Genomic DNA, 24,255 nt, shown 5'->3' with positions numbered 1-24,255 from the left:
GGCTTACTGCTCCATCATCTCCGGGTCCATCACCGGCATTTTCGGCGTGCCTGGTGGGGTCACCTTCAGCAGCACCGCCAGGTGCCCGCCGTCGAGAAAGGTCAGCTGGCCGCCCTTGACGTTGCTGTTGCTCTGCCTGAACTGCTCGCTTTGCAGCACGCTGCCGTTGCCATCCAGCTGGTTGACCCAGAAGTTGGCCTCGACGGTGATGAAGCGGCCTTCAGCGATGCTCAGGTTGCCTTCGATCGGGAAGTGCCCGAACTGTTCGGTGCCTTCGCCCAGGGCGATGCGGCTGGGTTCGCTGCCCACCTGCTGTTGCCAGGCCTTGTGCATCAGCACCGTGTAGTCGGCGGTGGCTTCCAGGCGGGTGGCTTCATCTTCCAGTGTTGGGGGGCGCTCGGCATCTTTCGCCAGGCGTGGGGCGCCAGCGCTCCAGTCTTCGGGGGCGAACGGGCTGGTGAAGGCGGGCACGCTGTTCTGCCGCACCAGAATCATTTCTACCTGATACAGGCCTTCGGCGAAGGCAGCTGGGGCGAACAGCGCCAGCAGCAGGGTCAGGCAACGGATGGCACGCATGAGTCTTCCTTAGGCAGGCTGTGGGGTCAGGCGCTCGAACAGCGCCTCCAGGGTATTGAAACGTTCGTCGGGGCGTTCCATCGGTACCAGGAAGCGGAACTGGGTGGCCCCTTCGAACTTGTAACGTTTGGGCTGACCCTGGATCAGCTTGATCAGGGTCAGTGGGTCGACCGGTGTTTCGGCTTCGAACTCGAGCTTGCCACCGTTGGGCCCTGCATCGACTTTCTTGATGCCGAGCTTTTCCGCGTGCAGCTTGAGTGACGTCAGGCGCATCAGGTTCTTGGTCGGCTCTGGCAACAAGCCGAAGCGGTCGATCATCTCCACCTGCAAGTCCTTGAGGCCTTCTTCGTCGGCAGCCGAGGCAATGCGTTTGTACAGGATCAGGCGCGCATGCACGTCAGGCAGGTAGTCCTCGGGGATCAGTGCCGGCAGGCGCAGGTTGATCTCCGGGCCGCCGCCCAGTGGTTGCTCAAGGTTCGGCTGGGTACCTTTACGGATTGCCTTGACCGCACGTTCGAGCATTTCCATGTACAGGGTGAAGCCCACTGCCTGGATCTGCCCGCTCTGGCCTTCGCCCAGCAGCTCGCCGGCACCGCGGATTTCCAGGTCGTTGGTGGCCAGCACAAAGCCTGCGCCAAGGTCTTGCGTGTTGGCGATCGCCTCCAGACGCTTTTCGGCGTCGGCGCTCACCTTCTGACGGGTAGGTGTAAGCAGGTAGGCGTAGGCTTGGTGGTGGCTACGGCCAACCCGGCCACGCAGCTGGTGCAGTTGGGCCAGGCCGAACTTGTCGGCGCGCTCGATGACGATGGTGTTGGCGCTGGGCACGTCGATACCGGTTTCGATAATGGTCGAGGCCACCAGCACGTTGAAACGCTTGTGGTAGAAATCGCTCATCACCTGTTCCAGCTCGCGTTCGCGCATTTGCCCGTGGCCGATGCCGATGCGTGCCTCGGGCACTAGCTCGGCAAGGTCGGCGGCGCATTTTTCGATGGTTTTCACATCGTTGTGCAGGTAGTACACCTGGCCACCGCGCAACAGTTCGCGCAGCAGCGCCTCCTTGACCGTGCTCTTGTTCTGTTCCATGACGAAGGTGCGCACCGACAGGCGGCGTGCTGGCGGCGTGGCGATGATCGACAGGTCGCGCATGCCCGCCACCGCCATGTTCAGCGTGCGCGGAATCGGCGTGGCGGTCAGGGTGAGGATATCGACCTCGCTGCGCAGCGCCTTCAGCTGTTCTTTCTGGCGCACGCCAAAGCGGTGCTCTTCATCGATGATGGCCAGGCCCAGGTCTTTGAAGCGCACGTCGTCCTGCAGCAGCTTGTGGGTGCCGATGAGGATGTCGATCTTGCCTTCGGCAAGGTCCGCGGCGGCGGCGGCCACTTCCTTGGCCGACTTGAAGCGGCTCATCACTTCCACGGTCACGGGCCAGTCGGCAAAGCGGTCGCGGAAGCTGTTGTAATGCTGCTGGGCAAGCAGGGTGGTGGGCACCAGCACGGCCACCTGGCGGCCACTGTGCACGGCGATGAACGCCGCGCGCATGGCCACTTCGGTCTTGCCGAAGCCCACGTCGCCGCAGACCAGGCGGTCCATTGGCTTGGGGGCCAGCATGTCGGCGCGCACGGCCTCGATGGCGGCCTGCTGGTCCGGGGTTTCCTCGAACGGGAAGCCGGCGCTGAAGGTGGCATAGTCAGCCGACGGGTCGGCAAACGCGTAGCCCTTGCGCGCGGCGCGGCGAGCATAGATGTCGAGCAGTTCGGCGGCCACGTCGCGGACCTGTTCGGCGGCCTTGCGCTTGGCCTTCTGCCAGGCCTCCGAACCTAGCCGGTGCAGCGGTGCCAGGGCGTCATCGCTGCCGGTGTAGCGGGCGATCAGGTGCAGGTTGGCCACCGGCACATACAGCTTGGCGTTCTCGGCGTATTCCAGCGTCAGGAATTCGGCAGCCTGGCCGTCGATTTCCAGGGTGGCCAGGCCCAGGTAGCGGCCGACGCCATGGTCGATGTGCACCACCGGCGCACCTTCGCGCAGCTCGGTGAGGTTCTTGATGACCGCGTCGTTGGCGGTTTCGCCGCGCTTGTCACGGCGCCGGCGCTGCATCACCCGCTGGCCGAACAGTGGGCTTTCGGCAATCAGGGCCAACCCTGGATCGTCCAGCAGCAGGCCGTCGTCCAGTGGGGCGATGGTGATCGCCAGGCGCTCGGCACCGGTAATGAAGTCGTCCCAGCCTTCGACGGTATGCGGGCGCAGCTTCAGCCGTTCGAGCAGTTCCAGCAGCACTTCCCGGCGGCCCGCTGATTCGGCAGTGAAGAGCACGCGGCCGGGGAACTGGTCGAGGAAGTTGGCCAGCTCGGCCAGCGGCTGGTTGGCCTTGGCCTCGATGGCCAGGTTGGGCAGGGCGCGCGCCGGGAAGCGCTCGCGGCCCACGCCAGGCTCCAGCTCTTCGCTGCTGACCACCACCCGGGGCCACTGCTTGAGCCGGGCGAAGCAATCTTCCACCGGCAGGAACAGCTCGGCCGGCGGCAACAGCGGCCGGCTGAGGTCGCCGCGGCGGTCTTCATAACGCCCGCGCACGTCGTTCCAGAAGTGCTCGGCGGCCTGTTCCACACCGGGTAGCGAGAACACCTGGGTGTCGGTCGGCAGGTAGTCGAACAGGGTCGAGGTTTCTTCGAAGAACAGCGGCAGGTAGTACTCGATACCGGCGGGGATGATGCCGCTGGCCAGGTCCTGGAAGATTGCACTGCGGCGGAAGTCGACGTCGAAGCGCTCGCGAAAGCGTGCCTTGAAGCGGGTCACTTCTTCCTTCTGCATCGGGAATTCGCGTGCTGGCAGCAGGCGCACCGAATCCACCTTGTCGATCGAGCGCTGGGTCTCGGGGTCGAAGGTGCGCAGCGTCTCGATCTCGTTATCGAACAGGTCGATGCGGTAGGGCAGTTTGCTGCCCATCGGGAACAGGTCGATCAGCGCGCCGCGCACGGCGAACTCGCCATGCTCGTAGACGGTGTCGACACAACGATAACCGCTGGCCTCCAGGCGCAGGCGCATCTGTTCCACGTCGATGGTCTGGCCCACATCCAGCACCAGGCTGCTGCCCAGCAGAAAACGCGTGGGCGCCAGGCGGTGCAGGGCGGTGGTGATCGGCACCACGAGGATGCCGTGGCTCAGCTCCGGCAGGCGGTACAGGCTGGCGATGCGCTGGGAGATGATGTCCTGGTGCGGCGAGAACAGGTCGTAGGGCAGGGTTTCCCAGTCGGGGAACGGCAGCACGGGCAGGTCCGGGGCAAAGAAGCGCAGCTCCTGCTCCAGACGGTCGGCGGCCTGGCTGTCGGCCGTCAGCAGCAGGGTGAAGCGGCCAGCGCTGCTGGCGGCTTCGGCGATGGCAAGGCTGAGGGCGGCACCGGGCAGGTTGCCCCAGGTTTGTTTGCCGGCCGTGGCCGACATTTGCGGTAGGCGCAGAACTGACACGGGAGATTGCACTCCAAGCGTTGCGGCAAAGAGACCGATTGTACCGGTGACAGTGCCGGCTGTCAGGCTCGAAAGGGCATGAACACTGGCTTGCGTCACTGCGACAGGCACTCATTGCCGGTTCCGCGTTGGGGCGTCATAATGTAGCCCCTTTTTTCTGTCCCTACATGTGGAAGGTTCCCGTGACTCAGAAGCCCGACCAGTGTCTTGGTGAGTGGATTGATCGTGAAGCCCTGGCTGAAGCGATGATCCCGCTTATCGGTCAGCTCTACCGCAATAACAATGTGGTGAGCTCGATTTATGGCCGCAGCCTGATCAACCGTTCGGTTATCTCGATTCTCAAGGCGCACCGCTTTGCGCGCCACCGCCAAACCGACGAAACCGAACTGTCCGTCCACGAGACATTCCCCCTGCTCAAGGCCATGAGCGAGCTGAAACTGGGCGCCGCATCGGTCGACCTGGGCAAGCTGGCCAACAAGTTCAAGCAGGAAGGCAATGGCCGCACTGCCGAGCAGTTCGTCCGTGAAGAGCTGGCCGACGTGGTCGGTCAGCAGAACGCTTCGGCGCGCAAAGGCACCGACGTTGTCCTGTACGGCTTCGGTCGCATCGGCCGCCTGCTGGCGCGCATCCTGATCGAGAAGACCGGTGGTGGTGACGGCCTGCGTCTGCGTGCCATCGTCGTGCGCAAAGGCGCCGAAAACGACCTGGTCAAGCGTGCCAGCCTGCTGCGCCGTGACTCGGTGCATGGTCCGTTCGATGGCACCATCACCATCGACGAAGCCAACAACACCATCACTGCCAACGGCAACCTGATCCAGGTTATCTACGCCAAGAGCCCGAGCGAAGTCGACTACACCCAGTACGGCATCGACAATGCGCTCATCGTCGACAACACCGGCGTATGGCGTGACGCCGACGGCCTGGGCCAGCACCTGGCCTGCCCGGGTGCTGCCCGCGTGATCCTCACCGCACCTGGCAAGGGCGCGCTGAAGAACATCGTGCACGGTATCAACCACGGTGATATCACTGCCGATGACAAGATCATCTCGGCGGCCTCCTGCACCACCAACGCCATCGTGCCGGTGCTCAAGGCCATCAACGACCAGTACGGCATCGTCAACGGCCACGTCGAAACCGTTCACTCGTTCACCAACGACCAGAACCTGATCGACAACTTCCACAAGGGCAGCCGCCGTGGCCGTGCCGCGCCGCTGAACATGGTAATCACCGAAACCGGCGCCGCCACCGCTGCTGCCAAGGCACTGCCAGTGCTCAAGGGCAAGCTGACCGGCAACGCCATTCGTGTCCCGACGCCGAACGTTTCGATGGCCATCCTGAACCTGAACCTGGAAAAGGCCACCACCCGCGACGAGATCAACGAGTACCTGCGCCAGACCGCCATGCACTCGGAGCTGCACAAGCAGATCGACTACGTGGCTTCCCAGGAAGTGGTTTCGACCGACTTCGTCGGCTCGCGCCACGCCGGTGTGGTTGACGCAGAAGCGACCATCGCCAACGACAACCGCGTTGTTCTGTACGTCTGGTACGACAACGAATTCGGTTATAGCTGCCAGGTGGTTCGTGTGATGGAAGACATGGCTGGTGTGAACCCGCCAGCGTTTCCACGCTGATTCGCTTGTAAGGCAATGAAAAAACGGGAACCTTCGGGTTCCCGTTTTTTTTATTCTGAATGTGTGTTGTCAGTGCCGGCCCTTTCGCGGGTAAACCCGCTCCTACAGGATTATGGACTGCCCCTGTAGGAGTGGGTTTACCCGCGAAGAGGCCAGCACCGGCAACCGAGAAACCCTACTGTGCGCACAGCCCTACTGTTCATTCTGCTGCTACTCACCGCCTGCAACCAAGGCCCCACCCTCGAGCGCCTGGGTGGCCCGACCATGGGCAGCAGCTACAGCATCCAGTACGTCCGCGAGCCTGGTGGCCCGCTGCCGGCCCAGGTGCAGATGGCGGTGGAAACCATCCTGCACGAAATCGACCACCACTACTCGACCTACCGCGGCGATTCCATCGTAAGCCAGTTCAACCGCTTGCCTGCGGGCCAGTGCCTGGCCCTGCCGCCTGACATGCTCGCGTTGGTCAGCCTGGGCCAGCACCTTGCCGAGCAGAGCGATGGCGCTTTCGATCTAACGGTAGAGCCATTGCTCGACTTGTGGGGCTTCGGCCCTCAGGCCCGTCACGAGCAGGTACCCGAACCACAGGCACTGGCCCAGGTACGCCAGCGCGTGGGTTACCAGCACTTGCGCGTCAAAGGTCGAGCCCTGTGCAAGGATGCCCCGGTGCAGCTCGACTTCAACAGCATCGTCGCCGGCCATGCTGTCGACTTGATCGCTGCGCGCCTGCAGGCCATGGGTGTCAGCAGTTTTGTCGCCGAGGCCACTGGCGAGCTGAAGGCGGTTGGCCGCAAGCCTGACGGCAGCCCTTGGCGTATTGCCCTGGAACTGCCCCGCGAAGACCGTCAGATCGCCCGCCAGATCATCCCGGTCAATAGCCTTTCAGTATCAACCTCGGGTGACTATCGGCACTATTTCGAGCAGAATGGCCGGCGCTATTCGCACACCTTCGATGCCCGCCTCGGGCGCCCGGTCGAACATGACCTGGCTGCCGTTACGGTGCTGGACGCCTCAGCACTGCTGGCCGATGGCTATTCGACGCTGCTGCTCATCCTGGGCCCACAGCGAGGCTGGGATTTTGCCGTGGCGCATGATCTGGCTGCGGTTTTGGTGACTCGAGCAGAGGGAGGCTTCGTCTCCCGAGCTACGCCCGCGTTCGAACGGGCAGTGAAAGGCCAGTGAAAGCACAAGCAGGGATGATTGCCGCCAGGGAATGGGTGAAGCATATGTAGTGCGGGCAAAATTGGCCTACGACGCGACCAAGGGTTAATGTGCGCGGCGTTCAGGGTTGATTAGACTGCACCCGAATTTTCTCATGGCGCCCCGGCGGCATGATCGTGCCCCGCGAGCGACCGTGGCTTGCGGGCCAGTTCTGAAGGAGTACGCATGGCTGTCTACAACTACGACGTAGTGGTGCTGGGTTCCGGCCCGGCCGGTGAAGGCGCGGCAATGAACGCCGCCAAAGCAGGGCGCAAGGTAGCGATGGTCGATGACCGTCGCCAGGTCGGTGGCAACTGCACCCACTTGGGTACCATTCCGTCCAAGGCACTGCGTCACTCGGTGCGGCAGATCATGCAGTTCAACACCAACCCGATGTTTCGTGCCATCGGCGAGCCGCGCTGGTTCTCGTTCCCGGACGTGCTGAAAAGCGCCGAGAAGGTCATCGCCAAGCAGGTCGCATCGCGCACCGGCTACTATGCCCGTAACCGCGTCGACGTGTTCGTCGGCACCGGCAGCTTTGCCGACGAGCAAACCGTGGAAGTGGTGTGCCCGAATGGCGTGGTCGAGAAGCTCAACGCCAAGCACATCATCATCGCGACCGGCTCGCGCCCCTACCGCCCGGCCGACATCGACTTCCACCACCCGCGCGTGTACGACAGCGACACCATCCTCAGCCTCAGCCATACCCCGCGCAAGCTGATCGTGTACGGCGCCGGCGTGATCGGTTGCGAATACGCTTCGATCTTCAGTGGCCTGGGCGTATTGGTCGAGCTGGTTGACAACCGTGGCCAGCTGCTGAGCTTCCTCGATTCGGAAATTTCCCAGGCGCTGAGCTACCACTTCAGCAACAACAACATCACCGTGCGCCACAACGAAGAGTACGAGCGCGTCGAAGGCCTGGACAACGGGGTGATCCTGCACCTCAAGTCGGGCAAGAAGATCAAGGCCGACGCCTTGCTGTGGTGCAACGGCCGTACCGGCAACACTGACAAGCTGGGCCTGGAAAACATCGGCATCAAGGTGAACAGCCGTGGTCAGATCGAGGTCGACGAGGCCTACCGTACCACCGTGCCGAACATCTACGGTGCCGGCGACGTGATCGGCTGGCCAAGCCTGGCCAGTGCCGCCCATGACCAGGGCCGGTCGGCCGCTGGCAGCATTGTCGATAACGGCAGCTGGCGCTTCGTCAACGACGTGCCGACGGGTATCTACACCATTCCCGAGATCAGCTCGATCGGCAAGAACGAGCAGGAGCTGACCCAGGCCAAGGTGCCGTACGAAGTGGGCAAGGCCTTCTTCAAGAGCATGGCGCGTGCGCAGATCGCCGGCGAGCCGCAGGGCATGCTGAAGATCCTGTTCCACCGCGAAACCCTGGAAATCCTCGGCGTGCATTGCTTCGGCTACCAGGCTTCGGAAATCGTCCACATTGGCCAGGCGATCATGAACCAGCCAGGTGAGCAGAACAACCTGAAGTACTTCGTCAACACCACGTTCAACTACCCGACCATGGCTGAAGCCTATCGGGTAGCTGCCTATGACGGCCTGAACCGGCTTTTTTGAGCGGCTCCGACCGGTGGCCTGAGCCGGTCGGAGAGACCGATTTCAACCCTACCCGAGGGTGGTCTTGGCCAAACCGGGAAAGTCTGTAATCAGGCTGTCCACACCAAAGTCAGCCAGCCGGCGCATCAGTGCCGGCTCGTTGACCGTCCACACCGACACATGCAAACCCTGGCCCTGTGCTTTGAGCAGGCGCTCGGGGGTGCACAGCGTCCAGTTCAATGCCAGCAGTTCGCAGCCGTAGTTCTGTGCCACTTTCAGCGGGTCAAGCCAGGCGTATTCGGCCACCAGCCCGCGCTTCACGTCTGGCACCAGTTCCAGGGCGGCGCCCAGTACTTCGCGTGAACTGGAGGTGATGGTCACCTTGTCCAGCAGGCCATATTGCTGGGCCAGTTCACGGATCGCCAGGACGGTGGTGGCCGCGCGGGTGCGCGAGGCGCTTTTCACCTCCAGTTGCCAGTGTTCGAACGGGCATTTTTCGAACAGCTCTTCCAGTTTCGGGATCGGGCAGGGCTGCACATGGCCCGGGCCGCCTTTGCGGGCATCGATCTTGACCAGTTCGGCGGCCGGGTGCTCGACCACTTTGCCGCGCCGGCCCGTGGTGCGCTTGAGGGTGGGGTCGTGGATGACCATCAGTTCGTTGTCGGATGACAAGTGCAGGTCCAGCTCGCAGCGGGTCACGCCATGGGACAGGCATTGCTGAAAGCTCTTCAGGGTGTTCTCGGGTGCTTCGCCCTTGGCGCCGCGATGGCCGTAGATCAGGGTCACGTTCGTTCCTTCAAATCAGGGAAAAATTGGCTCAGGAGGCGGGGTCGTTCAGTTCCAGCTGCTGGCGCCGTTGTTGTTGCTGGCGCTGCAGGATGTATCGGGCCAGCAGTTGTCGTTGGGCGTCGGTCATGTCGATGAACTCGGTACCGACCTCGAAGCCGCCCTCCGGGCGAGGGTCGCAATGGGTAACCTTGCCGCGCAGCAGCAGGCCGTGGGCGCGCGGCATCAGCACCATTTTCACTTTCACCCGGGTACCGGGGGCAATCTGTGTGGCGTGGACGGATTCGACGCCGCCTTCGGAAATGACCACCGGCAGTGGTTCGCCGACCTCGCCAAGCAGGGTTTGCCCAACCACCGCGCTGAGCAAGTCGAGGCGCTTGTTCTGTGCCCGCAGGAACGCGGCGAGGGTGCGGTCCTTGTCGCTTAACTGGCGCAACAGGTGTTGCGACTCGAAGTCGGCCAGGTGCAGCTCGCTGAGCAGGTTGAACAGCGGCGAATCATCTTGCAACACATCTGGTTCAAGGGCTTCGGCCGCGCTAAGGGGGCTTATTTGAAGTGCGATCCGATCTTCGATGCGGTAGTATTCGCGGCGATCTTCTTCGTCTAATGTCGTCATGGCGAACCCAAGGTAGCGGCGGTGGTCCGAGTGTAAAGCCGCCGTAGGCGCCTCGCCACAAGGACGTTCCCTTTCATCCGAACAAGCCCCGACATGTTCAGACCTCTTTTCGCATTCATCGGCACGCGTTATACCCGTGCCAAACGTCGCAATCACTTCGTCTCGTTCATTTCCCTGACCTCGATGATCGGCCTCGCCCTGGGCGTGGTGGTAATGATCGTGGTGCTGTCGGTGATGAACGGTTTCGACCATGAGATGCGCACCCGCGTGTTGGGGATGATTCCTCATGCCACGCTGGAGAGCGGCCAGCCCATTGCCGACTGGCAGGCCCTTGCCCAACAAGTAAAGCAGAATCCGCAGGTGGTAGCGGTTGCGCCGTTCACCCAGATGCAGGGCCTGCTGACCCATGATGGCAAGGTGCAGAAGGTGCTGCTCAATGGCATCGACCCCGCTCGCGAGCGCGAGGTGTCGATCATCGACAACTTCGTCCTGCAAGGCCGCCTGGACCAGTTGGCGCCGGGCGAGTGGGGCATCATGATCGGCGACAAGGCGGCGGCCAAGCTGGGCGTTGCCATCGGCGACAAGCTCACCTTCGTCGCCCCCGAGGTCAGCGTGACGCCCGCCGGCATGTTCCCGCGCATGAAGCGCTTCACCGTGGTTGGCACCTTCCACGTTGGCGCGGGGGAGATCGACGGCTACCTGGGCCTGACCAACATCAGCGACCTGTCCCGCCTGCACCGCTGGAAGCCCGACCAGGTCCAGGGCCTGCGCCTGAAGTTCGACGACCTGTTCCAGGCGCCGCGCGTAGCCTGGAGCATCGCCCAGCAGCTGGGCGACCAGGAATTCTATAGCCGTGACTGGACCCGTACCCACGGCAACCTGTACCAGGCGATCCGTATGGAAAAGGCCATGATCGGCCTGCTGTTGCTGCTGATCGTGGCGGTAGCGGCGTTCAACATCATTTCCACCCTGGTGATGGTGGTCAACGACAAGCGCGGCGACATCGCCATCCTGCGCACCCTGGGCGCCACGCCCGGGCAGATCATGCTCATCTTCATGGTCCAGGGCACGGTGATCGGGGTGATTGGTACGCTGATCGGCGCCGTGGTCGGGATCTTCGCGGCACTGAACGTGAGCGCGGCGATCGCCGGCATCGAGACACTGATCGGCCACAAGTTCCTCAACGCCGACGTGTACTTCATCGATTACCTGCCGTCGCAGATCCTGGCCCAGGACGTGTACATGGTCTGTGGAGCGGCACTGGTCCTGAGTTTCTTCGCCACCCTGTATCCGGCCTGGCGTGCGGCCCGCACCCAGCCTGCAGAGGCGCTACGTTATGAGTGAGTCGCGCATGAGTGATAAAGCCGTTCTGAGTTGCCGCAACCTGGGCAAGTCCTACGACGAGGGCCCGGAGTCGGTGCAGGTGCTGTCCGGGCTCAACCTGGAACTGCGGGCCGGTGAGCGGGTGGCCATCGTTGGCAGTTCCGGCTCGGGCAAGAGTACCTTGCTCAACCTGCTGGGCGGCCTCGACCGGCCGACCCAGGGCAGCGTGTGGCTGGCTGGCGAAGAGTTGTCGGCATTGGGCGAGCGTGCCCGTGGCCTGCTACGCAACCGCGAGTTGGGCTTTGTCTACCAGTTCCACCATCTGCTGCCGGAATTCACCGCCATCGAGAACGTGTGCATGCCGCTGCTGATCGGCCGGACGCCCATCCCCGAGGCACGGGAGCGTGCCGAGGCGCTGCTCAAGCGGGTAGGCCTGGGCCACCGCTTGAACCACAAGCCGGCCGAGCTTTCCGGCGGCGAACGCCAGCGCGTGGCGATTGCCCGGGCGCTGGTCAACCGCCCCGGCCTGGTGATGCTCGACGAGCCAACCGGTAACCTCGACCACCATACCGCCCAAGGCATCCAGGAGCTGATGCAGGAGCTGTCCAGCGCTTCGCGCACGGCATTCCTGGTGGTCACCCACGACCTCAACCTGGCGCGGCAGATGGACCGTGTGCTGAAGCTCGACGATGGCCACCTGGTGGCCATCTGATCGACTGCCGGGGTGGCAGGTGCTGCCCCGTTTTCCTGTTTCCATTGGGTGATTTCGTACATGTTCAGACCCTTGCCCATCTTTATCGGCGCGCGCTACACCCGAGCCAAGCGTCGCAACCACTTCATCTCGTTCATTTCGATGACTTCGATGATCGGCCTGTCGCTGGGCGTGCTGGCGATGATCGTGGTGCTGTCGGTAATGAACGGCTTCCAGCGCGAAATGAGCTCGCGCATTCTCGGCCTGGTACCGCATGCCGCCATCCTGGGCGTGCAGCCGCTGGACGATTGGCACAAGGTGGCCGACGCAGCCATGAAGAATCCGGCGGTGATGGCGGTGGCGCCGATTACCGAGATGGAAGGCATGCTGTCGTACAAGGGCGCCATGCAGCCGATCCAGGTGGGTGGTATCGACCCGGCCGAGGAGGGCAAGGTTTCCATCGTTGGCCAGCACATCGTCCAGGGCCGCCTGCAGGGCTTGCAGCCCGGTGAATTCGGCGTGGTCATCGGTGAGCTGACCGCACGCCGCTTCCGCCTGAACACCGGCGACAAGCTGACCTTGATCGTGCCGGAAATCAGCAAGGAACCGGGTGGCATCACCCCGCGCATGCAGCGCCTCACCGTGGTTGGCATCTTCAAGGTCGGCGCCGAGCTGGATGGGTCGCAGGCCTATATCCATGTTGCTGATGCAGCCGAGATGCAGCGCTGGGCGCCAGGCCAGGTGCAAGGTGTGCGCCTGAAGCTGCACGACCTGTATGCCGCTCCGCAGGTGTCCAAGGCAATTGCTGCCGGGCTTGGTGACGCCTACCGGGCCGATGACTGGTCGCATACCCAGGGCAGCCTGTTCAGCGCCATGAAGATGGAAAAGACCATGATCGGCCTGTTGCTGATGATGATCATCGCGGTCGCGGCGTTCAATATCATCGCCACCCTGGTGATGGTGGTGAACGACAAGGGGCCGGACATTGCCATCCTGCGTACCTTGGGCGCCACGCCGGCGCAGATCATGGGCACGTTCATGGTCCAGGGCAGCCTGATCGGCATTGTCGGCACGCTGATTGGTGGCGTACTGGGCGTGATTGCGGCGTTCAATGTCAGCCAGATCGTCGGCTGGCTGGAGCGGGTGAGCGGGCAGCACATCTTTACCTCGGATGTGTACTTCGTCAGCAGCTTGCCGTCGCAGTTGCAGTGGGGAGATGTGGCGATCATCTGCACCGCCGGCCTGGTGATGAGTTTCCTGGCGACCATTTACCCGGCCTACCGGGCGTCGCAGGTGCAGCCGGCGATTGGCCTGGCGGTTTGATGTCTGCCTGAGATCCTGGGGGCGTAAAGCGCCCCAGGGTCACCGGTCTTGAGTGAACTCGATCACGAATCGGGTCCACCCACCCTCGCACTCCGCCCGTATGCATCCGCCATGGGCCTGCACGATCGACCGGGTAATCGCCAGGCCCAGCCCCGCATGCTCGCTGCTGCCTTCCCGTCGAGCCGGGTCCACCCGGTAGAAGCGGTCGAAAAGCCGCGGTAGCGCGGCCGGGTCGATAGCCAGCCCGGTATTGGCCACGTTGATCGTCGGCCCCGGCCCCAGGGTTACCTTGATCTGTCCTCCAGCCGGGGTAAAGCGCATGGCGTTGTCCAGCAGGTTGGACAGTGCCCGGCGCAGCATATGCCGGTCACCGTGCAGTACGGCTTCACCCTCGCGCAGCATCTGCACGTCGCTGTCTTCTGCCAGAGGCGCGTAGTACTCCAGCAGCGCATCCACCTCGTCATGCAGCGCCAAAGGCGCGTCCCCTGGTACCAGCAGGCCGTGGTCGGCCTTGGCCAGAAACAGCATGTCGTTGATCATCTGCGCCATCCATTGCAGTTCTTCCAGGTTGCCATGCAGCGCCTCTCGGTATTCTTCGAGGCTGCGTGGGCGGGTGAGGGTGACCTGGGTGTGCGTCAGCAGGTTGGACAGCGGCGTACGTAACTCGTGGGCGATATCGGCGGAAAACGCTGACAGGCGCTGGAAGGCATCATCCAGGCGCTGCAGCATCGCGTTCATGCTGCTGGCCAGCTCGGCCAACTCTTCGGGCATCTGCGCCACCGGCAGACGGGTGGTGAGGGAGCGCGCTGACACGCTGGCGGCCACCTGGCCCATCTGCCGCAATGGGCGCAGGCCGCTGCGGGCGGCCCAGGCACCCAATAGTGCGGTGATTAGCGCCGACAGGCCGACCGTCAGCCAGATCAGCCGTTGCATGCCCTGCAGGAAGTGCTGGTGGTGGGTGATGTCGAGGTACAGGGTCAGTCGCGGCGATTGCATGGCGCCCTGTGTCAGGGGCACGGACAGGCTGCGGTAGTCGATGCCTGGCGCATGCAGGGTGGCCAGCCCGGTGGCCTGCGCTGCATGCGGCAGCCCGCTGCGGCTTTCGAACCAGGTGGCGCCATTGCTGGCACTGATACGCAGGGCCAGGTCGGCCTGGTGACTCAGTTCATCGTGCAGGGCAGGCAGGCGGGCCTGGAGCTCATCAGCCGTGCTGACACCAGCCAGTTGCGTACGAAACAATGACAGGCGCGAGTCCAGCAGTTGTTGGTCGAGTTCGACGAAGTGCTGCTCGCTGGCCCGGCTGAACAGCAGACCGGCGCCCAGCGAGACGGTGGCGGTGCAGGCGGCGAACAGCAGGGCCAGGCGGCTGCCGAGGGAAACCCGGCGCATCAATCGGTGCGCTCTTCGAGTACGTAACCCATGCCGCGGACAGTGTGGATCAGCTTGTTGGGGTGCGGGTCGTCGATCTTCAGGCGCAGGCGGCGGATGGCCACTTCGATCACATTGGTGTCGCTGTCGAAGTTCATGTCCCACACCTGCGAGGCGATCAGCGATTTTGGCAGTACCTCACCCTGGCGGCGCAGCAGCAGCTCAAGGAGTGAGAATTCCTTGGCGGTCAGGTCGATGCGCAGCCCGGCGCGCTCGGCGCGGCGGCGGATCAGGTCCAGGCGCAGGTCAGCCAGGCTCAGGATCGTGTCCTGGCTCGGGCTGGTGCCACGGCGCAGCAGGCTGCGTACCCGGGCCAGCAGTTCGGAAAAGGCGAACGGCTTGACCAGGTAGTCGTCGGCGCCCAGTTCCAGGCCATGCACGCGATCCTCGACGGCGTCGCGGGCGGTCAGGAACAGCACTGGCGTATCCAGGCCAGCCTGGCGCACGGCCTGAAGAATCTGCCAGCCGTCGCGGCCGGGCAGCATCACGTCGAGGATCAGCAGGTCGTGGTCGCCGGTCAGGGCGAGGAACTGGCCGGTCTCGCCATCGGTGGCCAGCTCGGTGGCAAAGCCGGCCTCGCTCAGGCCTTGGCTCAGGTACTGGCCGGTGCGGGCCTGGTCTTCGACGATCAGCAGTTTCATGCGCTGTCCATATTCTGAAAGATTGTGCGTAGCCTATGGCGCCGCTTTACCGCTAGCACAGGGGCAATGGGATGGCTGAAATGATACGTGACGATGCGCCCGCTCGCCCAAGCTGACAAAGTTGTAATGTGCCTGTCAGGTAGCTGCCAGTCGCCCCCGGCTAATGTGGCTTCATCCTGCTGTGTATTCCCGGAGCCATCATGAAACACCTGTTCATTGCCGCCACCCTTGCCCTGGGCAGCCTGCCGGCTTTCGCTGGCCAGGCGCAGACCTTCGCCTTTGGCGAGCCTGCCCCGGCGGCCAAGGCCACCCGTACGGTCAACGTGGTGCTCAAGGACATCGCCTTCGAGCCAAAAAGCCTGCAGGTAAAAGCCGGCGAGACGGTGCGCTTCGTGCTGGTCAACGAGGGCAGGCTGCCGCACGAATTCAACCTGGGCGACAAGGCCATGCATGCCGAACACCAGAAGGAAATGGTCGCCATGCAAGGCAAGATGTTCACCGAGGCGATGAACCACGAAGGTATGGATCACGGCAAGATGATGAACCACGGCCAAATGATGGACCATGGTGACGGCCATGGTCACGGGGGTGGCAACACTGTGATGGTCATGCCCGGCCAGCGCGCCGAACTGACCTGGACCTTCCGCCAATCGGCGCCTATCGAGTTTGCCTGCAACGTGCCGGGGCATTACCAGGCGGGTATGGTCGGGACATTGACCATTGAGTGACTGGCCCTGCAAGGCGGTGTGCAAAACCGGTAGACTAGGGGCATTTTCGAACCTCTAGGTCAGTTTCCATGCATCCCGCTGCCGAACATTCCCCGCTGGGCAAGTCCAGCGAATACATCGCCACCTACTCCCCGGAGCAGCTGTTCCCGATCCCGCGCACTGCCAAGTGGGCCGAGCTGGGCGTCACTGCACAGACCTTGCCCTGGCAGGGGGTGGATTACTGGAACTGCTTCGAGCTGAGCTGGCTGCTGCCTTCGGGCAAGCCGGTGGTAGCGATCGGCGAGTTCGCCATCCCGGCTGATTCGCCAAACATCATCGAGTCCAAGTCATTCAAGCTGTACCTCAACTCGCTGAACCAGACAGTGTTCACCTCGCTGGGCGCGTTGCAGGCTTGCCTGGAAAAAGACCTGTCCGCCGCTGCCGGCAAGCCGGTGGGGGTGAAGGTGCGCACCTTGGCCGAGGTTGAAGCCCAGGGTGTGGTGGCTTTGCCGGGGCAGTGCATCGATGCACTGGACGTGGCCATCAGCAACTACGAGCAGCCGCAACCAGAGCTGTTGCGCTGCAACCCGGAGCGGGTGGTGGAAGAAACCCTGCACAGCCATCTGCTGAAGTCCAACTGCCCAGTCACCGGCCAGCCGGATTGGGGCAGCGTGGTGGTCGAGTACAAGGGCAGGGCGCTGGACCACGCCAGCCTGCTGACCTATCTGATCAGCTTCCGCCAGCATGCCGACTTCCATGAGCAGTGTGTGGAACGGATTTATCTGGACCTGAAGAATCTGCTGCAGCCGGAGCACCTGACGGTCTATGCGCGCTATGTGCGCCGCGGTGGGCTGGACATCAACCCGTATCGCAGCACCGGGCCGATCAGCCCGGATAACAAACGGCTGGTCCGGCAGTAATACAGGGGGGGGCCGCTTTGCGGCCCCCGCTATTTCAGATCCCCATGCTGTGCAGCGAGTTGGCAATGCTGCGCAGGGTGGCTGTGAGGTCGGGGTGGTCGGCCTCGAAGCGTTCGATCGCCAGGTTCACGCCGTCCACCAGGTTGTTGTCTGGCGTGGCTTCCTCAAGTTTCAGTTGCGCCTCGATCTGGCGCGCCTCTTCGTGCAGGGCGGCCAGCTCTTCTTCCGAAAGCGGTACGTTGCGGTCCAGTTGCTCGCGCAAGCTGTTCAGGCGCTCTTGCAATTCGCGGGCAGGCATTGGCTATTCTCCATCAATGGCTTGGCAAGCCATGGACCTCGGCGACGTGGCAAAGGTTCTGGCCTGTCTTCAGGGTAATCTACCTGCTGCCGATTTGCATGATCCGCGTCAAGACGGCTGTATCAGGGTTTTTCACCCTTGCGCCGGCGCTGGGCGATGTCCACCAGGCAGGTGTCCAGCGCTTCCAGATGGTCGATCACCGAGTGTACGCCCAGGCTGAACAGCGCCAGCGTCGCCTTGCTGCGCGCCAGATCCTGCTCTTGCGGGCTCATGGCTTGCCATTGCGCAGAAGTGCGGTCGCATAACGGGCTGCAGGCGGCCAGGCCTACCGTCCACAAGCCGGCGTTAAGGCCAGACTGCAGCAGGCGCGGGTCGCCGCTGACCAATACGCAGCCATCCAGGCGCTCGCTGTCCAGCGCCATCAGTGCCTGCCAGCAAGCGTTCGGCGCCGGCCAGCGCACGTCATTGACCGCATGCCCTGGCAGCCAGTCGGGCAGCACATGGGCCAGGCGCTCGCTTTGCGCGGTATTGAGGTCATCCAGCCAGATGCACGGCACTTGGCGCTGACGCAGGCTGGCAAGGGTGGCCAGGGCGCCGGGGGCGGGTGATGGCGCGCCATGGGTAGCCTGCACCAGGCAGCCGCGCAAGCCGAACAGTACAGCAGTGAAGGCGGGCGCAGTGTCCATGGCAACTTCCCCCAAATGGTTCGAAGGCTATGCGTTGATTGTTACCGTCCTGTGACATCGCCCGCTGCGCAACAGTTGTTCACAAAATATTGAGCAAAAATGTGTAAGGCTGTTTATCAGCCCGCAAGTCTCTATACTGCCGCCTTGATAGCAGCGCGATGTGTTGCGCTTGCGGCCAAGAAATTCGATGGAGAAACATCTATGCGTAGGATCGGTGCCAGTGTGATCGAACGAGTCACCCAGGCCTGTGTCTGCGCCAGCATGCTGCTGGCGCCCGCGGCAGCCACCCAGGCCGCCACCGAGGAAGATCCCTGGGAAGCGGTCAACCGCCCGATCTTCCGCTTCAACGACACCCTCGACACCTATGCCCTCAAACCATTGGCCAAGGGCTACCAGGCGGTCACTCCACAGTTCCTCGAAGATGGCATCCACAACATCTTTCGCAACCTGGGGGACGTGACCAACCTGGCCAACAACGTGTTGCAGCTCAAGCCGCATGCGGCGGGCGTGGATACGGCGCGGTTGATCGTCAACACCACCTTCGGCCTGGGTGGCTTCTTCGATGTGGGTACCAAGATGGGCCTGCAGCGCAACGACGAGGACTTTGGCCAGACCCTGGGCTACTGGGGTGTGCCGAGCGGGCCGTATGTGGTCATCCCACTGCTGGGCCCAAGCACTGTGCGTGATGGTGTGGCCAAGTACCCGGACACCTACACCAAACCCTATCGCTACATCGACCACGTGCCTACGCGCAATTCGATCTTCGCGTTGGACCTGATCGACACCCGCGCCAGCCTGCTCTCGGCCGAAAAGCTGATTCAGGGTGACAAGTACATCTTCATTCGCAATGCCTACCTGCAAAACCGCGAGTTCAAGGTGAAGGATGGCGAGGTCGAAGACGACTTCTGATCTGTGAACCTGGGGCCGCAAAGCGGCCCCTAGTTCAATGCATGGCCAGAATCCGCAGCCCGAACTTCTGCTGCCCGCCCGGCTGGTCGGCAATCCATACCACTTCGGTGCTGGCATGCAGCCCCTTCAGCGCCGGATGGTCGGAGTCGATCCGTACCTCGATCTGATCACCCACCAGAAAGCGCTGTGGCGCCTGCACTTGCATGCCGCCGCTGGACAGGTCCAGGCACACCGCCGCAATCACCTGGCCTTCGTGCAAAAGGCTGACCTCGGTGTCGATGCGCATGCGAATGAAGTCGCGTTTCTCGCTATGGCTGGAGGGCGTGTGGGGCATGCTGCATCCTTCCCGTCGGGTTGCGCTGGTCGACTTTCTTATAACTCCCGGTGATTTGCCCTGTAAAGAGCGGCGAGGTCGACCCCAGCATGCTTGAAACCCCTGCCGGATGGGAGTACCGTCTGCGCCTTACAAGGTACCTCTGACAGTTGCCGGGCAGGTGTTCTTGTCCTACAACTCAAGTAGAGTGTGACCATAAAGAATTCCCGTAGCTGGCCGTCTGCCTTGCCGACACCGCTGCACCAACCTAAATCGGCGCCGTTCGCCCACATGCAGAAAACCAGTGCAACGCTGCTGATCATCGATGACGACGACGTGGTCCGTGCCAGCCTCGCCGCCTATCTTGAAGACAGTGGTTTCAGCGTCCTCCAGGCCGGTAATGGCCAGCAGGGGCTTCAGGTCTTCGAAGAACACCAGCCCGACCTCGTGATCTGCGATCTGCGCATGCCGCAGATGGGCGGCCTCGAACTGATCCGTCAGGTCAGCGAGCGTGCGCCGCAGTTGCCGGTGATCGTGGTGTCCGGTGCCGGCGTCATGAGTGATGCGGTGGAAGCGTTGCGCCTGGGCGCCGCCGACTACCTCATCAAGCCGCTGGAAGACCTGGCCGTACTCGAGCATTCGGTGCGCCGCGCCCTCGACCGCTCGCGCCTTGTGCTGGAAAACCAGCGCTACCGCGACAAGCTCGAAGCCGCCAACCGCGAACTGGAGGCCAGCCTGCACCTGTTGCAGGAGGACCAGACCGCCGGTCGCCAGGTGCAGATGAACATGTTGCCGGAAAGCCCCTGGGTGGCCGGCGAGTTCGCCTTCGAGCACCAGATCATCCCGTCGTTGTATCTTTCGGGTGATTTTGTCGATTATTTCCGCGTGGACGAGCGGCGCATTGCTTTCTACCTCGCCGATGTATCCGGGCATGGGGCGTCGTCGGCCTTTGTCACCGTGCTGTTGAAATTCATGACCACGCGCCTCATGTTCGAGCTCAAGCGCAGCAGAATGCGTGAGTTCAAGCCGTCTGAAGTGCTCAGCCACATCAACCGCGGCCTGATCAACAGCAAGCTGGGCAAGCACGTCACCATGGTCGGCGGGGTGATCGACGAAGAGTCCGGCCTGCTGACCTACGCTGTCGGCGGCCATTTGCCGTTGCCGGTACTGTACACCCCCGAACATTGCCGCTACCTGGAAGGCCGCGGCCTGCCGGTGGGGTTGTTCGATGAGGCCACCTACCAGGACTTGGTGGTGGAGCTACCCCCGCAGTTCAGCCTCAGCCTGATGTCCGATGGCATTCTGGACCTTTTGCCGGGTGATACGCTCAAAGATAAAGAAGCCGCCTTGCCGGAGATCGTCAAGGCAGCAGGTGGCAGTCTGGATGGGCTGCGTCAACGATTTGGATTGGCTACGCTTGGGGAGATGCCGGATGATATCGCCCTATTGGTGTTGAGCAGGAACCTTCAATGAGTACCGGTAGAATTCAGTTCGCCGAGCAGAGCGGTACCTTCGTACTGAAATTCGTTGGTGAAGTGCGCCTGACCCTGTGTTCGGCGCTGGATGCGACGATCGAGAAAATTTTCACTGCGCTGAACTTCTCGGCGATTGTCATCGACCTGACTGAAACCGAGAGTATCGACAGCACCACGCTGGGCCTGCTGGCGAAGCTGTCGATCCTGTCGCGGCAGAAGGTGGGCCTGCTGCCGACGGTGGTGACTACCAATCCGGACATTTCACGGCTATTGCAGTCGATGGGCTTCGATCAGGTGTTCAACATCGTCGATCGGCCGATACCCTGCACCGATTGCCTGACCGACTTGCCGTCGCAGGACCAGAATGAAGATGTGGTGCGCTCCAAGGTGCTGGAGGCGCACAAGATCCTCATGGGCCTGAATGACTCCAACCGCGAAGCCTTCCATGATCTGGTCAATGCGCTGGAGCGGAGCTGATCTCTGGCCTGTGCCGGCCTCTTCGCGGGTAAACCCGCTCCTACGACGGCCTGCGCCCAAACACCAATGTGTGTCCACCCCCAATCAGGTGTAGGAGCGGGTTTACCCGCGAAGAGGCCGGCACAGGCTGTAAAAATTCTGAATCTCACTGCTCCCGGTTTTTAAACTCTGTAGCCTCACCCCCGCCCGCATCCAGCTGATACACCCGCGCCGGCCGCCCCTGTTCATCAAAGAACACCTGTCCCAGCCCGGCACCATTCCACAGCCGTTCCCCGGCCTTGCTGTGGCTGGGCGTACGCGGCATCACCTCCATTTCTCGGCGCTTGGTAAACCAGTTGAGCGGCGAGCGTGGCGCATACAGCCAGCGGTTGAGCCGGTCGAGCACATCCAGCAAGCGCCGGGGGAACTCGTTCTTGATTCCGCTACTAGTCACCTGCCACAAGTGCGGGCTGCGCTGGCGGTGGCGAATCAGCACCTCATACACGAACGAGTAATGCACATCCCCCGACAGCACCACGTAGTGCCCCGGCGTGCGCGAGTGGCGGAAGATATTGAGGATGACCTGTGCTGCACCGCGGTGGGCCATCCAGTTTTCGGCATCCACCAGCAGGGGGTAGCCCAGCCAGCTGAACACCTTCTGCACCGTCTCGATCAGCTTCACCCCGAAAATCGGCGCAGGTGACACGATGACCGCCGAAGGATGATCGAGCAGTGCTTGCTGCAATTCACTCAGCGCTTCCCAGTCCAGCAGGCCGGACGGCTTGGCCAGGTTGCTTTCGCTGCGCCAGCGGCGGGTGCGGGTGTCCAATACCAGCAGCGGTGGTTCTGTAGGCAGGCTGAACTGCCAGCCCTGGAAGCGCAGCAGCTCGCCTATCAACTCATCCTGGTTCTGGCGGGTCAGCACCTGGCACTGTTCGATCAGCGGATTGCAATCGTCCGGGCTGTTGCCCCAGGCCTGGCAGAGCAGGTAGCCGAGCAAGGCGTTGCCGATGATCCTTCGCGAGAATGGGTGGCCGTAGGCCGTTTCCTCCCACTGCGCCGAGAGGTTCCAGTCGTCGGTGATGTCGTGGTCGTCGAAGATCATCAGGCAGGGCAGGTGGGCCATCACCCGCGCCACCTGACCGAGATTGTCGGCAAACCCCTGGATCAGCGGCAGCTCTTGCCGGTATCGGGCTTGATGCTCGTCGCTGAGCCCGCTGGGGATGCCCAGGTCCACCAGCTGCCAGGGCACCGGCGACCACACCAACAGGTACATGGCCATGACTTCGGCGAAGGTCACCAGATGGTTGTCGGCGTTGCTGGACGAGAAGATCGGCTTGCGCTTGCCGCCGAAAAAACGCTCGCGCAGGGTATCGTTGCGTTCCAGCGCCGGCAGCAGGTCGGCGCGGTGGTAGTAGCTGGCCGGGTGCTGGTACAGCGCCTGGCTGTCGGCTACCACCGCACCCTCCAGTTGCTCGTCGAACAAGCCCAGGCGCGAGATCAGGCTATGGATGGCGCGCAGCATGGGGCCAGCGACATCGTCTGCGTAAACCTGGTCGCCCGTCATCACCAGCACGGCGGGGCGGTCTTCGGGCTTCTTGCACCCCTGCAGCAGCCGGTCGGCGCACAGCAGGCCGTCGGCAGCAGGGTGGTGCGGCTTGCGGCAGGAGCCGTGCAGCAACTGGTCGAGGCGCTCACGCAGCACCAGGTTTGGGCGCTGGGCGCCGGGGTAGAGCAGGTGCGGCGCCCAGTCGGCGATACCCTGGCCGTTGATCAGCAGGTCGTAGTCGAGCAGCTGGTTGCAGGGCAGGGGGCTGGCGAATTGGATGTCCAGCAGGTGAACGTAGGCATGCCGGCCAATCGGCACCACTTGGCAATCGACATGGGCCTTGCTTGCCAGGCAGACGAACTCGGGCTGCAGTGGTTGGGTAGTGACCAGCCAGACGGCCAGACGCTGGGGTTCCAGGCGGCGCAGTACCGGGCCGGCGAGAACGAGGGGCAACGGGTTAGGGGAGGTCATCGACAGCTCGGGTGGCTATGGCGGCCTGTTCGCGGGCAAGCCCGCCCTTACATCGATCGGTGTAGGAGCGGGCTGGCCCGCGAACAGGCCCGAGAATTCAATACACAACTAAGGCGTGGCAAACAAAACGGGCGGAAAATACTGAACACTTCCCGCCCGTCAGGCAAACACGAACTGTATCAGGCCTTTTCAGCCATCAACTTCTCCAGCTTTTCCTGGTCCCGCGCAAACTGGCGGATACCTTCGGCCAGTTTCTCGGTGCCCATGGCGTCTTCGTTCATCGCCCAGCGGAACTGGCTTTCGTTCAGGTGCTGCTTGGCTTCACCGGCGTTGCCCGGTTTCAGCACCTGCGGCAACTCACCCTGGTCATCGCTGAGCTGCTGCAGCAGCTCGGGGCTGATGGTCAGGCGGTCACAGCCGGCCAGTTGTTCGATCTGGCCGATATTGCGGAAGCTGGCGCCCATCACCACAGTGTTGTAACCATTGGCCTTGTAGTAGTTGTAGATGCGGGTGACCGACTGCACGCCTGGGTCCTCGGCGCCCACGTATTCCTGGCCGGTGCTCTTCTTGTACCAGTCGTAGATACGGCCCACGAACGGCGAAATCAAAAACACCCCGGCATCGGCACAAGCCTGGGCCTGGGCGAAGGAGAACAACAGGGTCAGGTTGGTCTGGATACCTTCCTTCTCCAGCTGCTCGGCGGCACGAATGCCTTCCCAGGTGGAGGCCAGCTTGATCAGCACGCGCTCTTTTGCCACTCCGGCCGCCTCGTACAGGGCGATTAGCTGACGAGCCTTGTTCAGCAGGGCTGGCTCATCGAACGACAGGCGAGCATCCACCTCGGTGGAGATACGCCCCGGGATGACCTTGAGAATGCCCGAGCCTACCGCCACCGCAAACTTGTCGCAGGCCAGGTCGACATTACCTTTGGCGTCGGCCTTCACCTGCTTGAGCAGATCGGCGTACCCCGGGATGGCAGCAGCCTTGAGCAGCAGCGACGGGTTGGTGGTGGCATCGACCGGCTTCAGGCGGGTGATGGCGTCCAGGTCCCCGGTGTCGGCGACCACGGTGGTGAACTGCTTGAGTTGTTCCAGCTTGGAGGTCATGGGCGTGCTCTGTCCTGTGCATTTACTCGACATTACCCGAGCCCCGGCAGCCGCTCAAGGGCCGCCGAAACCCTGCGGACCCGCTGGCCCGCACGGGGCTGTACGAAAGGTGAAGGTTCGAGTCGCAAGCAAGC

At 62.8% G+C, this 24,255-nt stretch carries 22 protein-coding genes; 11 read left to right on the top strand and 11 right to left on the bottom strand.

Features of this window, described 5'->3' with window-relative positions; all coding sequences use genetic code 11:
- Nucleotides 1-3: 3 nt before the first annotated feature.
- Both V7787_RS07440 and mfd read right to left on the bottom strand, forming a co-directional pair.
- The gene (locus V7787_RS07440) at nucleotides 4-576 is read right to left on the bottom strand and encodes a CsiV family protein (protein ID WP_064491087.1); all 573 of its coding nucleotides are present in this window, start codon (nucleotides 574-576) and stop codon (nucleotides 4-6) included.
- Nucleotides 577-585: 9 nt separating this feature from the next.
- The gene (gene mfd, locus V7787_RS07435; RefSeq protein ID WP_010953136.1) at nucleotides 586-4,035 is read right to left on the bottom strand and encodes a transcription-repair coupling factor; all 3,450 of its coding nucleotides are present in this window, start codon (nucleotides 4,033-4,035) and stop codon (nucleotides 586-588) included.
- A 167-nt stretch (nucleotides 4,036-4,202) separates the two neighbouring features.
- Here mfd and V7787_RS07430 point away from each other — a divergent pair, with 167 nt between their 5' ends.
- From V7787_RS07430 to sthA, 3 genes are all read left to right on the top strand, one after another.
- The gene (locus tag V7787_RS07430; RefSeq protein WP_010953137.1) at nucleotides 4,203-5,666 is read left to right on the top strand and encodes a glyceraldehyde-3-phosphate dehydrogenase; all 1,464 of its coding nucleotides are present in this window, start codon (nucleotides 4,203-4,205) and stop codon (nucleotides 5,664-5,666) included.
- Between the two features lie 180 nt (nucleotides 5,667-5,846).
- A complete protein-coding gene (locus V7787_RS07425; RefSeq protein ID WP_064491086.1) occupies nucleotides 5,847-6,845 on the top strand; it encodes an FAD:protein FMN transferase in 999 nt (332 codons plus the stop codon).
- A gap of 204 nt (nucleotides 6,846-7,049) precedes the next feature.
- Nucleotides 7,050-8,444 carry a Si-specific NAD(P)(+) transhydrogenase gene (gene sthA, locus V7787_RS07420; RefSeq protein WP_010953139.1) on the top strand — a complete coding sequence of 465 codons (1,395 nt, stop codon included), beginning with the start codon at nucleotides 7,050-7,052 and terminating at the stop codon, nucleotides 8,442-8,444.
- Between the two features lie 48 nt (nucleotides 8,445-8,492).
- Here sthA and V7787_RS07415 read toward each other — a convergent pair whose 3' ends face one another.
- Nucleotides 8,493-9,209 (bottom strand): glycerophosphodiester phosphodiesterase, encoded by a 717-nt coding sequence (locus tag V7787_RS07415; protein ID WP_003248799.1) that lies wholly within the window; start codon nucleotides 9,207-9,209, stop codon nucleotides 8,493-8,495.
- A gap of 31 nt (nucleotides 9,210-9,240) precedes the next feature.
- Nucleotides 9,241-9,825, bottom strand: coding sequence for a PilZ domain-containing protein (locus tag V7787_RS07410; RefSeq protein WP_064491085.1), 585 nt, complete (start codon nucleotides 9,823-9,825; stop codon nucleotides 9,241-9,243).
- Between the two features lie 93 nt (nucleotides 9,826-9,918).
- Here V7787_RS07410 and V7787_RS07405 point away from each other — a divergent pair, with 93 nt between their 5' ends.
- Genes V7787_RS07405 through V7787_RS07395 form a run of 3 tightly spaced genes read left to right on the top strand, consistent with a single transcriptional unit; the run spans nucleotide 9,919 to nucleotide 13,162 of the window.
- The gene (locus tag V7787_RS07405; RefSeq protein WP_010953141.1) at nucleotides 9,919-11,169 is read left to right on the top strand and encodes a lipoprotein-releasing ABC transporter permease subunit; all 1,251 of its coding nucleotides are present in this window, start codon (nucleotides 9,919-9,921) and stop codon (nucleotides 11,167-11,169) included.
- Between the two features lie 7 nt (nucleotides 11,170-11,176).
- Entirely contained in the window at nucleotides 11,177-11,860 is a 684-nt protein-coding gene (gene lolD, locus V7787_RS07400) for a lipoprotein-releasing ABC transporter ATP-binding protein LolD (protein WP_172830932.1), read from the top strand.
- Nucleotides 11,861-11,920: 60 nt separating this feature from the next.
- Nucleotides 11,921-13,162, top strand: a complete 1,242-nt coding sequence (locus V7787_RS07395; RefSeq protein ID WP_026031816.1) for a lipoprotein-releasing ABC transporter permease subunit — start codon at nucleotides 11,921-11,923, stop codon at nucleotides 13,160-13,162.
- Nucleotides 13,163-13,201: 39 nt separating this feature from the next.
- On the opposite strand, the gene cinS is transcribed toward V7787_RS07395, so the two are convergent.
- Nucleotides 13,202-14,554, bottom strand: coding sequence for a two-component system sensor histidine kinase CinS (gene cinS, locus V7787_RS07390; protein ID WP_064491084.1), 1,353 nt, complete (start codon nucleotides 14,552-14,554; stop codon nucleotides 13,202-13,204).
- Nucleotides 14,551-15,231, bottom strand: a complete 681-nt coding sequence (cinR, locus tag V7787_RS07385) for a two-component system response regulator CinR (protein WP_064491083.1) — start codon at nucleotides 15,229-15,231, stop codon at nucleotides 14,551-14,553. The genes cinS and cinR overlap by 4 nt, the downstream gene beginning before the upstream one ends.
- Nucleotides 15,232-15,431: 200 nt before the next feature.
- Between cinR and V7787_RS07380 the strand changes: the two genes are divergently transcribed.
- Nucleotides 15,432-15,959, top strand: a complete 528-nt coding sequence (locus tag V7787_RS07380) for a cupredoxin domain-containing protein (RefSeq protein ID WP_336086935.1) — start codon at nucleotides 15,432-15,434, stop codon at nucleotides 15,957-15,959.
- 68 nt (nucleotides 15,960-16,027) lie between these two features.
- Nucleotides 16,028-16,858 (top strand): NADPH-dependent 7-cyano-7-deazaguanine reductase QueF, encoded by an 831-nt coding sequence (gene queF, locus V7787_RS07375; RefSeq protein WP_064491081.1) that lies wholly within the window; start codon nucleotides 16,028-16,030, stop codon nucleotides 16,856-16,858.
- A gap of 34 nt (nucleotides 16,859-16,892) precedes the next feature.
- Here queF and V7787_RS07370 read toward each other — a convergent pair whose 3' ends face one another.
- Nucleotides 16,893-17,156 (bottom strand): DUF4404 family protein, encoded by a 264-nt coding sequence (locus tag V7787_RS07370; protein WP_003248815.1) that lies wholly within the window; start codon nucleotides 17,154-17,156, stop codon nucleotides 16,893-16,895.
- 122 nt (nucleotides 17,157-17,278) lie between these two features.
- The gene (locus V7787_RS07365) at nucleotides 17,279-17,842 is read right to left on the bottom strand and encodes a hypothetical protein (RefSeq protein ID WP_064491080.1); all 564 of its coding nucleotides are present in this window, start codon (nucleotides 17,840-17,842) and stop codon (nucleotides 17,279-17,281) included.
- Nucleotides 17,843-18,043: 201 nt separating this feature from the next.
- Between V7787_RS07365 and V7787_RS07360 the strand changes: the two genes are divergently transcribed.
- Nucleotides 18,044-18,751 carry an MlaA family lipoprotein gene (locus V7787_RS07360; protein ID WP_064491079.1) on the top strand — a complete coding sequence of 236 codons (708 nt, stop codon included), beginning with the start codon at nucleotides 18,044-18,046 and terminating at the stop codon, nucleotides 18,749-18,751.
- A 34-nt stretch (nucleotides 18,752-18,785) separates the two neighbouring features.
- On the opposite strand, the gene V7787_RS07355 is transcribed toward V7787_RS07360, so the two are convergent.
- Nucleotides 18,786-19,085, bottom strand: coding sequence for a PilZ domain-containing protein (locus V7787_RS07355; RefSeq protein ID WP_014859666.1), 300 nt, complete (start codon nucleotides 19,083-19,085; stop codon nucleotides 18,786-18,788).
- Nucleotides 19,086-19,355: 270 nt separating this feature from the next.
- Here V7787_RS07355 and rssB point away from each other — a divergent pair, with 270 nt between their 5' ends.
- Nucleotides 19,356-20,537, top strand: a complete 1,182-nt coding sequence (gene rssB / locus V7787_RS07350; RefSeq protein ID WP_010953151.1) for a two-component system response regulator RssB — start codon at nucleotides 19,356-19,358, stop codon at nucleotides 20,535-20,537.
- Complete coding sequence (gene rssC, locus V7787_RS07345; protein WP_010953152.1) at nucleotides 20,534-21,016, top strand: anti-sigma factor antagonist RssC; 483 nt, start codon at nucleotides 20,534-20,536, stop codon at nucleotides 21,014-21,016. The genes rssB and rssC overlap by 4 nt, the downstream gene beginning before the upstream one ends.
- Nucleotides 21,017-21,161: 145 nt before the next feature.
- Here the strand turns inward: rssC and V7787_RS07340 are convergent, their stop codons facing one another.
- Nucleotides 21,162-23,015, bottom strand: coding sequence for an alkaline phosphatase D family protein (locus V7787_RS07340; RefSeq protein WP_064491078.1), 1,854 nt, complete (start codon nucleotides 23,013-23,015; stop codon nucleotides 21,162-21,164).
- A gap of 179 nt (nucleotides 23,016-23,194) precedes the next feature.
- Nucleotides 23,195-24,121, bottom strand: coding sequence for a transaldolase (gene tal, locus V7787_RS07335; protein WP_020190071.1), 927 nt, complete (start codon nucleotides 24,119-24,121; stop codon nucleotides 23,195-23,197).
- Between the last annotated feature and the right edge of the window lie 134 nt (nucleotides 24,122-24,255).

This window comes from Pseudomonas sp. CGJS7 (assembly GCF_036961695.1).
Note: the sequence above shows the minus strand (reverse complement) of the source record. Positions and strands in the feature narration are given on the sequence as shown.

Bases quoted from the DNA above. Each gene is read 5' to 3' on its own strand.
- V7787_RS07380 (WP_336086935.1), top strand. From the start codon at position 15,432: ATGAAACACCTGTTCATTGCCGCCACCCTTGCCCTGGGCAGCCTGCCG.
- V7787_RS07355 (WP_014859666.1), bottom strand. From the start codon at position 19,085: ATGCCCCACACGCCCTCCAGCCATAGCGAGAAACGCGACTTCATTCGC.
- V7787_RS07365 (WP_064491080.1), bottom strand. From the start codon at position 17,842: ATGGACACTGCGCCCGCCTTCACTGCTGTACTGTTCGGCTTGCGCGGC.
- V7787_RS07395 (WP_026031816.1), top strand. From the start codon at position 11,921: ATGTTCAGACCCTTGCCCATCTTTATCGGCGCGCGCTACACCCGAGCC.
- V7787_RS07405 (WP_010953141.1), top strand. From the start codon at position 9,919: ATGTTCAGACCTCTTTTCGCATTCATCGGCACGCGTTATACCCGTGCC.
- rssC (WP_010953152.1), top strand. From the start codon at position 20,534: ATGAGTACCGGTAGAATTCAGTTCGCCGAGCAGAGCGGTACCTTCGTA.
- V7787_RS07410 (WP_064491085.1), bottom strand. From the start codon at position 9,825: ATGACGACATTAGACGAAGAAGATCGCCGCGAATACTACCGCATCGAA.
- cinR (WP_064491083.1), bottom strand. From the start codon at position 15,231: ATGAAACTGCTGATCGTCGAAGACCAGGCCCGCACCGGCCAGTACCTG.
- V7787_RS07340 (WP_064491078.1), bottom strand. From the start codon at position 23,015: ATGACCTCCCCTAACCCGTTGCCCCTCGTTCTCGCCGGCCCGGTACTG.
- V7787_RS07370 (WP_003248815.1), bottom strand. From the start codon at position 17,156: ATGCCTGCCCGCGAATTGCAAGAGCGCCTGAACAGCTTGCGCGAGCAA.
- V7787_RS07430 (WP_010953137.1), top strand. From the start codon at position 4,203: ATGTGGAAGGTTCCCGTGACTCAGAAGCCCGACCAGTGTCTTGGTGAG.
- sthA (WP_010953139.1), top strand. From the start codon at position 7,050: ATGGCTGTCTACAACTACGACGTAGTGGTGCTGGGTTCCGGCCCGGCC.
- tal (WP_020190071.1), bottom strand. From the start codon at position 24,121: ATGACCTCCAAGCTGGAACAACTCAAGCAGTTCACCACCGTGGTCGCC.
- lolD (WP_172830932.1), top strand. From the start codon at position 11,177: ATGAGTGATAAAGCCGTTCTGAGTTGCCGCAACCTGGGCAAGTCCTAC.
- queF (WP_064491081.1), top strand. From the start codon at position 16,028: ATGCATCCCGCTGCCGAACATTCCCCGCTGGGCAAGTCCAGCGAATAC.
- V7787_RS07360 (WP_064491079.1), top strand. From the start codon at position 18,044: ATGCGTAGGATCGGTGCCAGTGTGATCGAACGAGTCACCCAGGCCTGT.
- rssB (WP_010953151.1), top strand. From the start codon at position 19,356: ATGCAGAAAACCAGTGCAACGCTGCTGATCATCGATGACGACGACGTG.
- V7787_RS07440 (WP_064491087.1), bottom strand. From the start codon at position 576: ATGCGTGCCATCCGTTGCCTGACCCTGCTGCTGGCGCTGTTCGCCCCA.